Genomic DNA, 15,068 nt, shown 5'->3' on the forward strand with positions numbered 1-15,068 from the left:
GAGTTATTGCGCAGTTAATGCCTAGTGACTACCGCAAAAAATTGACAGTAATTAATTGATTACCTTTATAATAAGAATAAGCAATTTACATACCATTTACACAAAAAAACACTACCAGTAAACTTTACTGATAGTGTTTTTGGGTATTAAGTTCAACGATAAAGCGTATTAATCCTCTTGGCGAATTAGGTAGTCAAAAGCACCTAACGCAGCATTAGCACCACTGCCCATGGCAATAATTATTTGCTTATAAGGACTGTTAGTCACATCACCTGCGGCAAATACACCGGCCACTGAGGTTTGTCCTGCGCTACCGGTGATAATTTCACCGCGATTAGTTAGTTCTATGTCACCTTGTAAAAACTCACTGTTGGGCACTAAACCTATTTGTACAAAAATACCGGCTAATGCTAAATCATGCTCTGTACCACTAAGGCGATCGGTGTAACGTAAACTAGTAACACGTCTACCATCCCCCAATACTTCTGTCGTTTGGGCACTGGTAATAATAGTGACATTGGCTAATGATTTTGCTTTTCTGACTAAAACGTCATCTGCACGTAAAGTATCGGCAAACTCTAAAACGGTTACCTGCTCAACTAAACCTGCTAAGTCAATCGCCGCTTCAATACCTGAATTACCGCCGCCAATAACCGCGACCGATTTACCTTTAAATAAGGGACCATCGCAATGCGGGCAATAAGCAACTCCTTTACCGCGATACTCATGCTCACCGGGTACATTCATTTCACGCCAGCGCGCACCAGTTGCTAACACTACCGACTTACTTTTTAAGACGGCACCATTTTCTAGGCTAACTTCAATTAAGCCCGTTGCTTGATTACGCTTTACGCTATTAGCTTTATTACTGTTCATGATATCAACGTCATATTCACGCACATGCTCTTCTAAGCTAGCAACTAATTTGGGGCCTTCTGTAGCTTTTACCGAAATAAAGTTTTCAATGGCCATAGTATCGCTAACTTGTCCGCCAAATTTATCGGCAACTAAGCCAGTATTAATGCCTTTTCGGGCCGCATAAATTGCCGCTGCAGCGCCCGCGGGACCACCACCGACCACTAAGAAATCATAGTTATCTTTATTCTCTAAGGCTTTGGCTTGACGAGCACCAGCATTTTTATCGACTTTATTTAATATATCGGTTAATGAAACTCGGCCTTGGCTAAACGACTCACCATTTAAATAAACACTCGGCACAGCCATTATATCGCGATCAAACACCTCGGTTTGAAATAACGAACCATCAATCATGGTGTGTTTTATCTTCGGATTAATCGCTGCCATCATATTTAACGCCTGCACTACATCAGGACAATTTTGACAACTTAGCGAGATATAGGTTTCAAAAACAAAGTCGCCTTCAAGATTACGTACTTGTTCTATTTGCTCGGCATCAATTTTTAAGGGGTGTGAACCACTATGTAATAACGCCATCACTAACGAGGTAAATTCATGCCCCATAGGTAAACCGGCAAAGCGCATTTCACTGTTAGTTGCGACGCTGCGTACCAACATTGATGGCACTCGCTCTGCTGGAGCTTGTTCAGTATTATTACCATCAATGGCACTAACCAGTGGTGATAATTGCGCAATTTGTGTTACCAGTTGCGTCAGTTCTTTTGCCTTAGGACTTTCATCAGTAAAAGTGACTAGCTCGACCGGTGTTGTTAAGTTATCTAAATAACCTTTGAGTTGTGCTTGTAAATTTGTGTCTAACATAATGACCTCTGCTGCTACTCGATGAATATGGAGAAAGTGATAAGGAAATAAATCTTTAATTTTTAGCTGCTAAACCTGCTTGTTCAACTATTAACGCTAGCTTCACTTAGGTTTGAGTACTAGTTTGATTGAGGTTTGAATTAAATGCTTTTTGATCAAGGCAAAAAGAATGAGCATAGGTTTTCTATGTGATTTCTTTTTAACGAAGAGCAAGAAGCATTTAAATTAACCTAAGAAAACTCACTAATAACTTAGATTTTACCGACTAAGTCTAGTGAAGGTGCTAAGGTGTCAGCACCTGGTTGCCATGCCGCCGGACAAACTTCACCGTCGTGCTCTGCAACATACTGCGCTGCTTTAACTTTACGCAGTAATTCTGCTGCGCTTCGCCCTATACCTAAGTCATGTACCTCAGCGATTTTGATTTCGCCTTCAGGGTTAATCACAAACGTACCACGAAGTGCTAAACCGTCTTCTTCAATCATGACACCGAAGTTACGAGTAATTCTGCCCGTTGGGTCGCCAATCATTGGGTATTTAATTTTGTTAATCGTGTCTGACGTGTCGTGCCATGCTTTATGAGTAAAGTGGGTATCGGTTGATACTGAGTAAACTTCAACGCCCATTTTTTGTAATTCTTCGTAGTGATCTGCCATGTCACCTAATTCAGTAGGACAAACAAAAGTGAAGTCAGCTGGGTAGAAGAAAACTACTGACCATTTATCAGCAAGGTCTTTTTCGCTTAACTCAACAAACTCACCATTGTGAAAAGCAGTCGCGTTAAAAGGTAATAATGTCGTATTGATAATTGATTTATTAGAAACTGATTGGTTCATGATGAACTCCTATTAAATAGTATATTAAATGAAACGTTAAAGCTGTTTCGTTGAAGACAGGAGAATAATAGCGCCAGTAAGTTGATAAATATAATCGATAGTAATTATGATATTGATAGGTTAAAGCTATTGATAGAGTTAGTCGTGTCATGCTCGTGATGATGAGAAAACACTAAAGTCTGTTGATCTTGGGAAATGGTTAATGAGTAAGGTTAAGTAATAATATCACTAAGCGATTTTCGAACACTAGCCACTATTGCGCGAACACATTCCATACGCGAGTAATTAGGCCTAATCACCAAGGAAATGCCTCGCACAGGTACCGGCGCTTTAAACTGACCATAATGAATAGTATTACTAGCTAAGTTCCCTTGGGCAGCAAGCGCTGGCAGTAGAGTAATACCCATACCACTAGCGACCATATGACGCAGTGTTTCTAAACTGGTTGCTTGAAAACTATTATCTTCTTTCGCACCAGCGGAGAAGCAATATCCCATTGCTTGATCTTTCAGGCAATGACCATCGGCTAAAGTAAGAATTTTCTCATTATGTAAATCAGCAAGTGATAAGTTTTTTTTCTGAGCGAGTGGATGATTTTTTGGTGTTGCCAGCATTAATGGTTCATCGAATAGCTGATAAGACTCGAATTTTTCCATCTCAGCAAGGTAAGGTAAAATCAGTACGTCTAATTTTCCTTGATCTAATTGCTCTAACAGTACTTTAGTTTGATTTTCATGAAGGAAAAAATTTATGTTAGGTAAAGCAGTATTTAAGTTGGCCATAATATGTGGCAATAAATAAGGCGCTAATGTGGGGATTAAACCTAGATGCAAGTCACCGGCAAACGGGTCAAGTAAGGCTTTAGCGCAAGATTCAAACTGCCCTGCCGCTTGCAGTACTTTACGTGCTTCTTTAACCAGTTGTTCACCTGCTGGTGTTAGCATAACATTACGACGGTGGCGCTCGACTAGCTGTAAACCTAACTGCTCTTCTAATTTCATTAATTGACCACTCAGGGTAGGCTGACTAACAAAACAAGACTGTGCTGCTTTACCAAAGTGTTTGTGTTTATCTATAGCGGTTAAATATTCTAAGTCACGCAATTTAATCATAGTTAAAGCCTATCAATTAATAATAAAAAGAGGGTTTTAACTATAGTATTATGCTCAGCGAGGGAAAGCGAGTTTCCTTGTGTATAAGGTCAAAAACTGTGAATAAAGAATAAAATTAGCGATATATTTGTCAATATTAGCCAATAATTAGCCAAATACCGACACCCATCATTAAGCTACCCGCAATACGATTCATCCATTTGATATTATCACCGCGACTTAGCAATCTTCTCAGGCTTTTACCACCCGTTGCATAGGCCATCATGCTGGTAAATTCTGTAAACATGATAACACTGAGTAAAACCAGTAACTGTGGCGCCACTTCGCGATCAACACTAATAAAAGGCGGCAGTAGTGATATCATAAAAGCCCACCCCTTCGGGTTAGCAATGGCGGTAACAAACCCCTGCATAAATAAAGCACTGCGACTTACATCACTTAGCTTATTTTCGCCTATAGGTATTTTACCTTTTGCGCGCCACATGTTTACACCAATATATACTAAATAAGTCCCCCCAAGCCATTTCAATAGCTCAAATATATCAGGGTAGTTAAGCATAATAGTAGCCACACCAAGTACTGCCGCAATAGCGACAATAGCGACACCAATAAGCTCCCCCATCATCATCCACAATGTACGACGTACACCAATGCTCATACCAAGGGTCATGGCTAAGGTCATACACATGCCTGGGGTGATAGAAACAAAAAAGAAGGTTGGAATAAAAACGGCAAGCATCGCTAAATCAAGCATATAATTTACCTTAAGTTAAATTATAAAAGGATAACTGACTGACACCTTAACTAATACGGGACTATTTTCTGATGCTAGCGTGGGGTGTTATCGAGAGCGTAATGATAAGTAATAAAGTGAGGGTTATCAACGGAGAATAATGATAGTTGATTAAGGTAACATCGAAAAATTAGTTTACGCTACAACATTAATTACTGTGAGAAGAGCACCTTCTCAACAGTAATTGCCGTTAACTTAACATGAACTAATTTAAGTTAGCTTAACAGTGAAGTCCAATGTAAAAGCATTGGTAATAAACCGGTACCGGCAAATGCTAATAATATCATTGCTACATTAATGGCAGAGGTAGTTTCTTTAAAGTCTTCTTCGTGGTGTGACATGGTCTAGCTTCCTATACAACAAATAATTGACTAAAATACGGCGCACATTTTAGCTGAAATTAAAAGCTATAGACAGAAAAAGTTGATCTAAATCAACCTTTACAACACCATAACAAGCCGTTTTACAAAACACAGGGGGTACTTTTTTTAGTGATTGATCGCCTTAAAAAACTACCTAAGCGACTTAATAATAAGGATTATTCGCCCAGTCTATTCCTAGAGCATTACAATATAGACTATAAAAAAAGAACATAAGGCTACTGGTAATAATGTAGGCCAAGCGTGTCCGTCTGCTATTGAATTTGTCGAATAAATCTCGCGATAAAATACCGGCAGTAAGCACGCTCAACCAAAGTCGATAAAAGCATGAGTTTGATCAGTGTGGTAAATTGATAAAATTGTTACTAGACAACCAATAAAAACCCAACACCAAATAAATGCTGTTGGGTTTTTAATTATGTAAAATAAAATGCAGTGCTATTATTAACTTATATGAGGCGCTATTGAACTTTCAAGATTAAATTTACTCGTCTTTATACCATAGGAGTAAAGCGTTTTAGTCGCGGGGAATAGTGTGTAGCCGAATCCTTCAGATAGGATATCCTGGTCATTTTTATAGCGTTATGCCCTTTTTATTTGCATTACATCCTTGTATAAATACCCAACAAAACGCTAAAAAAAGTACCAAATATCAATATCCCCTAATGAAACTAATAATAAGAATCTTCTTTATTATGTGCTTGTGGATCTTCAATAATATCGTTGATGTTTACTTCGAAACTATTATTATTGTTACAATCAACCATGTAAACAGTATATGTTGAACCATCAAGCCAAGTAACAGTGCCGCTACCTTTTTTACTGCCACATTTCATACCAATATGAATATCTTTAAACTCCATAAGTCCTCCTCGATACTAATTATCGCGAGAGACTAGCTCTCGTCAGTGGTGTTAATTAGAACGAACCAGAACCAATTAGTTCATTTTTTATACAGAAAGTTTGAAATATTTACGGATTAAAGCTATTACCCAAGGTACAACTTGCCCGTGCGCCAGTCACCGCAGGTAAATTACTTTTAAAGCCATGATCAAAAGCATAGGCAAACCAAGCAAAGGCCATCGCCTCTAAAATATCTCCATCGATATTCAAACTTTGTATATTACTCAGCTCAAGTGAATTAGCACAGGTATGTAAACGCTCCTTAAGGGCATTAACTAAAGCATTATTATGTACCCCACCGCCGCATAAGTAGACATTACCCTGTAATGTTAGCGCCGTAATAGCATCACTAATACTGTGCGCAGTAAAAGCTAATAATGTCGCTTGAATATCAACCGCTGTCAGTGTTTTATTCGCCACTTTATTAACAACGTTGTTAGCTACTGTTTCATATTGCGACTGAGTACTTGCGGTAAATACGGCTAATTGTTGTTCAAGCCAATCAAGATGAAAGTATTCTCTACCAGTACTTTTAGGGGCAACTTCTTTAATGTAATTATCTTGCAAAAATTGTGTCAGCAACGCGTGATTCTCTTGCCCTTTGCTTGCCCAAGTACCATTTTTGTCAAATTTATCTTCACTGTTTGGGTGATGTTTACTAAACCAATCATCAAGTAAGGCATTACCTGGTCCTGTATCAAAACCTAACACAGTTTGCTTAGCTCCTTGTGCAGGTAAATAGGTTATATTGGCGATCCCCCCTATATTTACCACAAAATTGGCATGCGTTGATTGACGAAATAACTGTTGATGAAAAATAGGTACTAAAGGCGCACCTTGACCACCTAGTGCCATATCTTTCACACGAAATTGCCCAACTACGCGTATACCCGTTAGCATAGCTAATGTTTGGCAACATCCTATTTGTAAGGTAAATGGATAATTACCACTGGGTCGATGGCGAATAGTTTGTCCATGATTGCCAATGGCAATAATATCATCAGGAGTTAGTTGCTCTTGGTTAAGCAACGACTTAATCGCCTGAGCAAATAAATGCGCTAACTTACTATCTAAATGAAAAGCCCGATCCACCTCATTAGTGTCTGGCTGATAAAGTGAGGTTATTTGCTTGGTAATAGTATGACTATAACTTTGGTAAAAACTAGCACGCAATATAGGGGGTTTATCAGTCTGAGAAAAATCGACTAAGGCTAAATCGATACCATCCGCGCTGGTACCTGACATTAAACCAATATAGTACTGACCTTGCACCTTCTGTTGATTAATCATTAGCTGCTATGTCACTTGTTTGGGTTGAGAGTAAAGCATTTTTAGCACCCGACAAGGCTTGTAGACGTTCGGCGGCTAAATTGGTAAATGCTTTCTTATACTTTTTAGCGATCGGTCTAGCATCAGGTAACTTCACCGTACGAGGATTGCGATGCACGCCATTGAGCAAAAATTCATAATGTAAATGAGGGCCAGCCGATAAGCCCGTAGCACCAACATAACCAATAACTTGCCCTTGCTTAACCCGTTGACCTTGTTTTACTGCTCGTTTAGAAAAATGTAAATATTTAGTGACTATGCCATTACCGTGTTGAATAAACACATAATTACCATTGTACTTATTATAAGTAGAATGCGTTACTTTACCGTTACCCGCAGCAACGACTGGCGTACCTGTTTTTGCCGCGTAATCTATACCACGGTGTGCTTTCCAGCGTTTTTGTACTGGATGAAAACGTTTTGGCTTGAAACTAGAACTTATATATTTAAAATTAACCGGGGCACGTAAAAAAGCTTTACGCATACTTCGGCCATCAGGGCTGTAATATTCATCATCGGTGAAACGAATTGCATGAAACACTTCTCCTTGGTTGGTTATTTCTGCCGCTAAAATGTTACCTGTCCCTATATATTCGCCTTCAATATATTTTTTTTCGTAGGTAATATAAAAACTATCACCAGCGCGTATATCTAAAGCAAAATCGATATCCCAACCAAAAACATTAGCAAAGTTAATAATTTGACTGTCACTTAACCCTGCGCTAACACCAGCATTCCAAAAACTAGAACTGATAATGCCGTAGCTAAAGCCTTCTCGTATTTCTACTTCTTTAGTTTCTCGATGTGATTGATAGCTATTACCTACTAAGTTAATAAATAAGGTATCTGTTTTAGACAAAGGGTATTCTAGTGCCGCCAATTGCTGAGTTTCATTGCTAGCAATACGTAACTGATCACCGACATTTAATTTTTTTAACAAGTCGCTGTCTTTACCTTGTGCCGTACTAACCGCATAAGTCGTTTGAGCACTAAAACCTAAGCGCTTTAGTATTAACGCTAATGAGTCACCACTATTTACCTTAACGGTTTGCCAGCTTAAATTAGCAAATTCTTCTATTGAATCGATAACTTTAGTCTTTTTTTCTAAGGTGCTACTCGCTAAATTGCCTTCTTGAACATTTTGCTGGTTAACTAACGAAGGCAATTGCTCGGCAATTACCTTCGTATTGGGTTTACTAGGATTAATGATATTACGTTGCGGCAAAGCACTATGCTTGGGGGTAGTCACTATTGATGTGCCACCACTACCTACGACAGATTCAGGCAACGATACTTCAATGCGTTGTCCTATTTGAATATTTTCACCACCAGTACTTTCTTCACCTGAAGGTAAGATTAATAAAAGTAATAACAAACAACTACTGGCAATAATTATCGAACGATGTAGCTTGGGTAAATTTTGGAATATATTGACTAATTTTTTCAAAAGAATAGTGCTCGACGTTTTCATAGCGGAAATTATAACTAAATAAAAATACAAGTAATCTAATGACTATACCAAAACTACAACAAAAATACTGTTATAACTCACCGTAATCGTGGCAATTAGGACATACTATTTAAACAGCTTATCCTAGTAAATGAACAATATTACCCATTGTCTACTAAAAAAGACATTATAAGGTTTCATACCTCCAGCAAAGTGCAGTAGAATTGAATCATTAAAAACGTTACCTAGTTATGTTACCTAGTTACATTATCTAATTAAAATACCCAGTCCATTAAATTATTGACCACTAAGCAAGCATTAACAGACTTAGCGGCAAGGCATTGATTATCGCCGTTTATCAGTGGACTGGGGATTAAAGCCAATCAGTGGAGTCCTAATGACCGAAGTTAACCAAGCATTCGCCGAGCTAAAACGCGGATCAGAAGAAATTTTAGTAGAAGAAGAATTACTCGCGAAATTAAAAACTGGCAAACCATTAAAAATTAAGGCTGGTTTTGATCCAACAGCACCTGATTTGCATTTAGGTCACGCGGTATTACTGAATAAATTACGCCAATTTCAACAACAAGGTCATGAGGTTATTTTCTTAATTGGCGATTTTACCGGCATGATTGGTGACCCAAGTGGTAAAAATGTTACCCGTAAACCATTGAGTAAAGCAGACGTATTGGCCAATGCAGAAACCTATAAAGAACAGGTGTTTAAAATACTTGATCCACAAAGAACAACCGTTGCTTTTAATTCAACATGGATGGACAGGTTAGGCGCTGCTGGTATGTTACAGCTTGCTTCTCATCAAACTGTTGCCCGTATGATGGAGCGTGACGACTTTAAAAAGCGTTATGCCAGCGGTCAAGCCATCGCTATTCATGAGTTTATGTACCCGTTGGTGCAAGGTTGGGACTCTGTTGCCCTTGAGGCCGATGTAGAAATCGGTGGTACTGATCAAAAATTCAATTTATTGATGGGTCGTGAATTACAAAAATCACAAGGTCAACGCCCACAAACCGTCTTAATGATGCCATTACTTGAAGGATTAGATGGCGTACAAAAAATGTCTAAGTCATTGGGTAACTATATTGGTATTACCGAAAGCCCTACCGATATGTTTGGCAAAATCATGTCAATCTCAGATGTATTAATGTGGCGTTACTACGAATTACTTAGCTTTAAACCACTGACTGAAATTGAAGCGTATAAAACTGACATTGAAAATGGTAAAAACCCACGTGATGTAAAAATTGATTTAGCCAAAGAACTGATCACGCGTTTTCATAATAAAGCTGCAGCAGAAACTGCCCACGATGAGTTTATCAACCGTTTCCAAAAAGGTGCATTACCTGAAGATATGCCCGAGCTCACTATCACGGCTGAAAATGGTCAGATAGCCATTGCTAATTTACTAAAAGAAGCCGGCTTAGTCGCTAGTACCTCAGAGGCTTTTAGAATGATTAAACAAGGTGCGGCTAAAATAGACAGCGAAAAAATTACTGAGCGTGATTTAACGATTGTCACCGGCGCTACTGCGGTTTACCAAGTAGGTAAACGCAAGTTTGCCCGTATTACTGTCAATTAATTTAGCTACGTAACCTTACTAGGCAAATAAAAATCGAAAAGCCAGTCATTATATGACTGGCTTTTTTATTAATAACCTTCCCGTGTCACTAATCTTTTTAGCTACTGCGACAAGTTACCCCTGTCATTTCGAACAAAAAACTTACCATTTATCACTCATATAAAAAACATAAGCAACACCTTATCTACCCCTTTGAAATTATCTCTATAAATTACAAAACACTCCCTATACCCCTAAAAAACATAAGGATTTAACCTATAATTGATTACGTACATTTGTTTACAATAGCTTGATCTGTATCATAACGATTTTAAAGCTGAGGCGTACACTGTGACATATTGTCGCAGTTGGTCATTTTTTTGCCATACTGTAAAAAACACAAATATTGGCGATGTCATGTTAGTAGATCAACGTTATAACCTAATACCACTGCTATCTAAACAAGCAATGTCTACACTCAGGCTAGTGTTAACTCGAATGTTAGTGCTGCTTTTTTGTATTGCCATGCCCACGCAAGCACTTTTTGTTAGCGAACCTAAAGCGCCTATGCCTATTATTAAAGAGATTTTTGCTGAACAAACACGCATTAGTGAAAAACAAGTTATTAAAGAGGGCGGCCCTTTAGTGTGGACCGTTTACAAAAAAGATAGCCAGGGCGAAATTATTTTAGGTTACGCTTTTGAAACCAATGATATAGCTAGAATTCCTGCTTATTCAGGTGAGCCGGTCAATATGCTAGTCGCTATTGATGCTACAGGCGTTTATTTAGGCGCAAAAGTATTAGAACACCACGAACCTATTATTTTAGCCGGTATTCCCGAAAGTAAATTACATAAATTTACCGACCAGTATGACGGTTTACATGTTAGCGACCGCTTAAAAGTGGGTGGTAACAAAACCGAAAACGTTATCCATCTTGATGGCCTTTCTGGCGCAACAGTTACCGTAATGGTGATGAATGTCGGTATTGTAAAATCAGCCACTACCGTAGCTCGTGCTCTTGGTATTATTAGTGCTTCTCAAGAAGTTATCCAGCCCATGGGCACTATTTACCCTGACATTTTTGAAAAAGCCAATTGGACAACACTCACTGGTGACGGCTCTATTCGTAAATTATACTTAAATAGAAAAACCGTTGACGAAGCTTTTGTTGGCACTGCAGCTGAACATGTTGATGAAGCGACTGCTGAGCAAAAACAAGACATGTTTGCTGAGGTTTATTTTGCGCAATTAAATATTCCCACCATAGGTCGTAATTTATTGGGTGATAGTGAATACGACTACCTAATATCTTCACTAAAGCCGGGAGAGCATGCCTTAGCGTTAATGGGCTCAGGTTATTCATTTAAAGGCTCTGGCTATGTGCGCGGCGCTATTTTCGATCGTATTCAAATATTACAAAACAATAATGCTTTTGCTTTTAGAGATTTAGATCATAGCCGTATACCCGATATTTATATTGAAGGCGCGCCAAGTTTTAGCGAACGTTCTATCTTTATTGTCCGTGAACATCACCAATTTAATCCTGCGTCTGACTGGCAATTAGAGTTACTTGTTCGTCGCCAAACTGGTCCATTAGATAGTATTTTTACCAGTTTTAAAGCTGATTACCATACCTTAGATAAATATTTAGACCGTCCTGCTGTGATTATGCCTGAGCCAGAATTAACACTGGTTCAACAAGTGTGGAAAGAAAAAGAAGTCGAAGTAGTCATTTTAATAATATTACTCGTCATTGTAGTTATGAGCCTGTTTTTTCAAGATATTTTAGTTAGACATCCTACTTTCATGCACAACTTCCGTCACGCATTTTTAATTGTTACCGTGGTGTTTATTGGTTGGTCATGGGGCGGGCAACTATCGGTTGTTAACGTATTTACCTTCTTACAATCTTTTATGTCTGATTTTTCTTGGGATTTATTCTTACTTGACCCTGTTATTTTCATTCTTTGGGGCGCTGCTGCAGTGACTATGCTGCTATGGGGACGTGCAGTTTACTGTGGCTGGTTATGCCCGTTTGGCGCATTACAAGAATTAATGAACGTCTTTGCTCGCTATATTAAAATCCCACAATTTGAACTGCCTTGGGCTGTACATGAACGTTTATGGGCTATTAAATATTTAATTTTATTGGCACTTTTTGGCTTATCAATGGAGTCATTAGCACTAGCTGAGCAATTCGCTGAAGTAGAACCCTTTAAAACGACCTTTTTACTGAAATTTGATCGCGAATGGCCATTTGTTTTATATGCCTCAGTGTTACTACTGATTAATATTTTTAATCGTAAGTTCTTCTGTCGCTACTTGTGTCCATTAGGTGCAGCGTTATCAACCAGTAATAACATTCGTTTATTTAGTTGGTTACGTCGTCGCCCTGAATGTGGTCAGCCTTGTAAAACCTGTGCTAAAGAGTGTGAAATTCAAGCGATTAATCCTGACGGAGTTATTAATATGCGCGAATGTCATTACTGTCTTGATTGCCAAGTAACTTACTTTAATGAAGAAAAATGTCCGCCATTGAAAAAATTAGCAAGAAAGAAAGCAAAGTTTAAAGAAACTGAAATACCTGCGGTAAATGTTGGCTAAGCCATCAATAACGAATAAAAGATACGTAATAATAAAAGTAAAAATTAACTATTAACAAGCTTAACTAAATTAAAAGCAACGTGGAGAATACCAATGAGTAAAGAAGAATTAGGATTAGACAATAACGCTAACAACTCCAATGATGTGAAATTGGAAGACGAAAGTCGCCGTAAGTTCTTTGGTAAAAGTGCCATAATTGGCGCTGGTGTTGTCGCAGCACCAATGACTGCAGCAATGTTTGCTTCATCGGCAAAGGCCAAAGCTAAAGAAGCAGCAAACAGTATTACTGTTCACCCTGGTGAATTAGATGAATACTACGGTTTTTGGTCGGGCGGTCACTCTGGTGAAGTACGTATCATGGGCCTACCATCAATGCGTGAATTAATGCGTATTCCGGTATTTAATATTGATGCGGCAACAGGTTGGGGTTTAACTGACGAAAGTAAACGTATTAAAGGCGACAGTGCCCATTTACTAGCAGGTGATTCACACCATCCACACATGTCTATGACTGACGGTCGTTATAATGGTAAGTACGTTTTTATCAATGATAAAGCGAACTCACGTGTAGCACGTATTCGTTGCGACATCATGAAATGTGACAAAATGATCACCGTACCTAACGTACAAGCGGTTCATGGTTTACGTGTACAAAAAGCACCGTATACAAAATATGTTGTTTGTAATGGTGAATTCGAAATTCCGATGAAAAACGACGGTAAAGATGGCATGAGAGATGTCAGTACCTATCGTTCACTATACAACGTCATTAATGCTGAAACCATGGAAATGGCTTTCCAAGTAATGGTGGATGGTAACTTAGATAACACCGATGCTGATTTCGATGGTAAATACTTTGCTTCAACATGTTACAACTCAGAAATGGGTATGAACTTAGGCGACATGATTTCTTCAGAGCGTGACCATGTTGTTATCTTTAGCTTAGCGGCTTGTGAAGCAGCATTAAAAGCAGGTAAATTCAAAACTTATAATGGTAATGATGTACCGGTATTAGATGGACGTAAAGGCTCGGCTCTAACGCGTTATATCCCAGTACCAAAATCACCACATGGTTTAAATACCTCACCTGACGGCAAGTACTTTGTCGCTAATGGTAAATTATCACCAACAGTATCAATTATTGCTATTGATAAATTAGATGATGTATTTTCAGATAAAATTAAACCACGTGACGCCATTGTTGCTGAACCTGAATTAGGTTTAGGTCCTCTTCATACTGCCTTTGATAACAGAGGTAATGCCTACACCACGTTATTCCTTGATAGCCAAATTGCAAAGTGGAATGTTCAAGACGCTATTGATGCCCATAATGGTAAAAAAGTTAATTACCTTCGTCAGAAACTAGATGTTCATTACCAACCAGGTCATAACCACACATCACAAGGTGAAACACGTGATACTGATGGTAAATGGTTAATTGCGCTTTGTAAGTTCTCAAAAGATAGATTCTTACCTACAGGGCCACTTAAACCAGAAAATGATCAGTTAATTGATATTTCCGGTGATGAAATGAAACTAGTGCATGATGGTCCAGCATTCGCTGAACCGCATGATTGTATTATCGTTCACCGTAGTAAACTAAAACCATTTAAAGTATGGCCACGTGACGATTTATTTTTTGCTGAAACCCATGCGCAAGCGAAAAAAGATGGCGTAGATGTTTACACGCAAAACAAAGTAATTCGCGACGGTAAGAAAGTACGTGTTTACATGACATCCGTTGCACCAACATACGGTATGAGTGAATTCACCGTAAAACTAGGTGATGAAGTAACGGTGATTGTCACTAACCTAGATATGGTTGAAGATGTAACTCATGGCTTCTGTATGACTAACCACGGCGTACAAATGGAAGTAGCTCCTCAAGCAACAGCTTCTATTACTTTTACTGCCAACAAACCTGGTGTTCAGTGGTATTACTGTAACTGGTTCTGTCACGCGTTGCATATGGAAATGCGTGGTCGTATGTTCGTTGAAGCGTAAAGCTGATAGATAGCGTGATTAGAGCCAGAACATGTTCTGTCACGCGACTCATACAATACAAGTATGGAAATGCGTGGAAGAATGTTTGTTGAAGCATAAAGCTGACGTGGCTGTATGTTTGTTGAAGCATAGTACTGCAAGAACGAGCACTATTAAGTAGCGTGATTAAAACCAGAACTGGTTCTGTCACGCAGCTGATACAATACAAGTATGGAAATGCGTGGTCGTATGTTCGTTGAAGCGTAAAGCTGATAGATAGCGTGATTAAAACCAGAACCGGTTCTGTGACGCGACTCATACAACTGATAAAAGCCTAATAGCTTCTCTAATAAGAAAAG

At 38.7% G+C, this 15,068-nt stretch carries 11 protein-coding genes; 3 read left to right on the top strand and 8 right to left on the bottom strand.

From position 1 onward, the window contains the following. Positions 1-168: 168 nt before the first annotated feature. The 8 genes from ahpF to FCS21_RS02870 form a co-directional block, all read right to left on the bottom strand. A complete protein-coding gene (gene ahpF / locus FCS21_RS02840) occupies positions 169-1,740 on the bottom strand; it encodes an alkyl hydroperoxide reductase subunit F (RefSeq protein WP_138620442.1) in 1,572 nt (523 codons plus the stop codon). A 251-nt stretch (positions 1,741-1,991) separates the two neighbouring features. After that, positions 1,992-2,576, bottom strand: a complete 585-nt coding sequence (gene ahpC, locus FCS21_RS02845; protein ID WP_138620443.1) for an alkyl hydroperoxide reductase subunit C — start codon at positions 2,574-2,576, stop codon at positions 1,992-1,994. 212 nt (positions 2,577-2,788) lie between these two features. Continuing rightward, entirely contained in the window at positions 2,789-3,688 is a 900-nt protein-coding gene (gene oxyR / locus FCS21_RS02850; protein ID WP_138620444.1) for a DNA-binding transcriptional regulator OxyR, read from the bottom strand. Between the two features lie 136 nt (positions 3,689-3,824). Next, on the bottom strand, positions 3,825-4,442 hold the full coding sequence (locus FCS21_RS02855) for a LysE family translocator (RefSeq protein ID WP_138620445.1): 618 nt from the start codon (positions 4,440-4,442) through the stop codon (positions 3,825-3,827). A gap of 254 nt (positions 4,443-4,696) precedes the next feature. Continuing rightward, a complete protein-coding gene (locus FCS21_RS17100) occupies positions 4,697-4,822 on the bottom strand; it encodes a hypothetical protein (protein WP_281279948.1) in 126 nt (41 codons plus the stop codon). Positions 4,823-5,532: 710 nt separating this feature from the next. Continuing rightward, positions 5,533-5,724, bottom strand: a complete 192-nt coding sequence (locus tag FCS21_RS02860; RefSeq protein WP_138620446.1) for a hypothetical protein — start codon at positions 5,722-5,724, stop codon at positions 5,533-5,535. A gap of 109 nt (positions 5,725-5,833) precedes the next feature. Continuing rightward, a complete protein-coding gene (locus FCS21_RS02865; protein WP_138620447.1) occupies positions 5,834-7,054 on the bottom strand; it encodes an anhydro-N-acetylmuramic acid kinase in 1,221 nt (406 codons plus the stop codon). Then, on the bottom strand, positions 7,047-8,564 hold the full coding sequence (locus FCS21_RS02870) for a peptidoglycan DD-metalloendopeptidase family protein (RefSeq protein ID WP_138620448.1): 1,518 nt from the start codon (positions 8,562-8,564) through the stop codon (positions 7,047-7,049). Before FCS21_RS02870 ends, FCS21_RS02865 begins: the two co-directional genes overlap by 8 nt. A gap of 376 nt (positions 8,565-8,940) precedes the next feature. Here FCS21_RS02870 and tyrS point away from each other — a divergent pair, with 376 nt between their 5' ends. From tyrS to nosZ, 3 genes are all read left to right on the top strand, one after another. Then, positions 8,941-10,140 (top strand): tyrosine--tRNA ligase, encoded by a 1,200-nt coding sequence (tyrS, locus tag FCS21_RS02875; protein ID WP_138620449.1) that lies wholly within the window; start codon positions 8,941-8,943, stop codon positions 10,138-10,140. A gap of 447 nt (positions 10,141-10,587) precedes the next feature. Then, entirely contained in the window at positions 10,588-12,726 is a 2,139-nt protein-coding gene (nosR, locus tag FCS21_RS02880; RefSeq protein WP_371287201.1) for a transcriptional regulator NosR, read from the top strand. Between the two features lie 93 nt (positions 12,727-12,819). Continuing rightward, the gene (nosZ, locus tag FCS21_RS02885) at positions 12,820-14,730 is read left to right on the top strand and encodes a TAT-dependent nitrous-oxide reductase (RefSeq protein ID WP_138620451.1); all 1,911 of its coding nucleotides are present in this window, start codon (positions 12,820-12,822) and stop codon (positions 14,728-14,730) included. Positions 14,731-15,068: the final 338 nt, after the last annotated feature.

The sequence above is a fragment of the Colwellia ponticola genome, assembly GCF_005885605.1.
Lineage (GTDB): Bacteria > Pseudomonadota > Gammaproteobacteria > Enterobacterales > Alteromonadaceae > Colwellia > Colwellia ponticola.

Coding starts and splice junctions, on each gene's coding strand:
- ahpF (WP_138620442.1), bottom strand. CDS start 1,740: ATGTTAGACACAAATTTACAAGCACAACTCAAAGGTTATTTAGATAAC.
- ahpC (WP_138620443.1), bottom strand. CDS start 2,576: ATGAACCAATCAGTTTCTAATAAATCAATTATCAATACGACATTATTA.
- oxyR (WP_138620444.1), bottom strand. CDS start 3,688: ATGATTAAATTGCGTGACTTAGAATATTTAACCGCTATAGATAAACAC.
- FCS21_RS02855 (WP_138620445.1), bottom strand. CDS start 4,442: ATGCTTGATTTAGCGATGCTTGCCGTTTTTATTCCAACCTTCTTTTTT.
- FCS21_RS17100 (WP_281279948.1), bottom strand. CDS start 4,822: ATGTCACACCACGAAGAAGACTTTAAAGAAACTACCTCTGCCATTAAT.
- FCS21_RS02860 (WP_138620446.1), bottom strand. CDS start 5,724: ATGGAGTTTAAAGATATTCATATTGGTATGAAATGTGGCAGTAAAAAA.
- FCS21_RS02865 (WP_138620447.1), bottom strand. CDS start 7,054: ATGATTAATCAACAGAAGGTGCAAGGTCAGTACTATATTGGTTTAATG.
- FCS21_RS02870 (WP_138620448.1), bottom strand. CDS start 8,564: ATGAAAACGTCGAGCACTATTCTTTTGAAAAAATTAGTCAATATATTC.
- tyrS (WP_138620449.1), top strand. CDS start 8,941: ATGACCGAAGTTAACCAAGCATTCGCCGAGCTAAAACGCGGATCAGAA.
- nosR (WP_371287201.1), top strand. CDS start 10,588: ATGTCTACACTCAGGCTAGTGTTAACTCGAATGTTAGTGCTGCTTTTT.
- nosZ (WP_138620451.1), top strand. CDS start 12,820: ATGAGTAAAGAAGAATTAGGATTAGACAATAACGCTAACAACTCCAAT.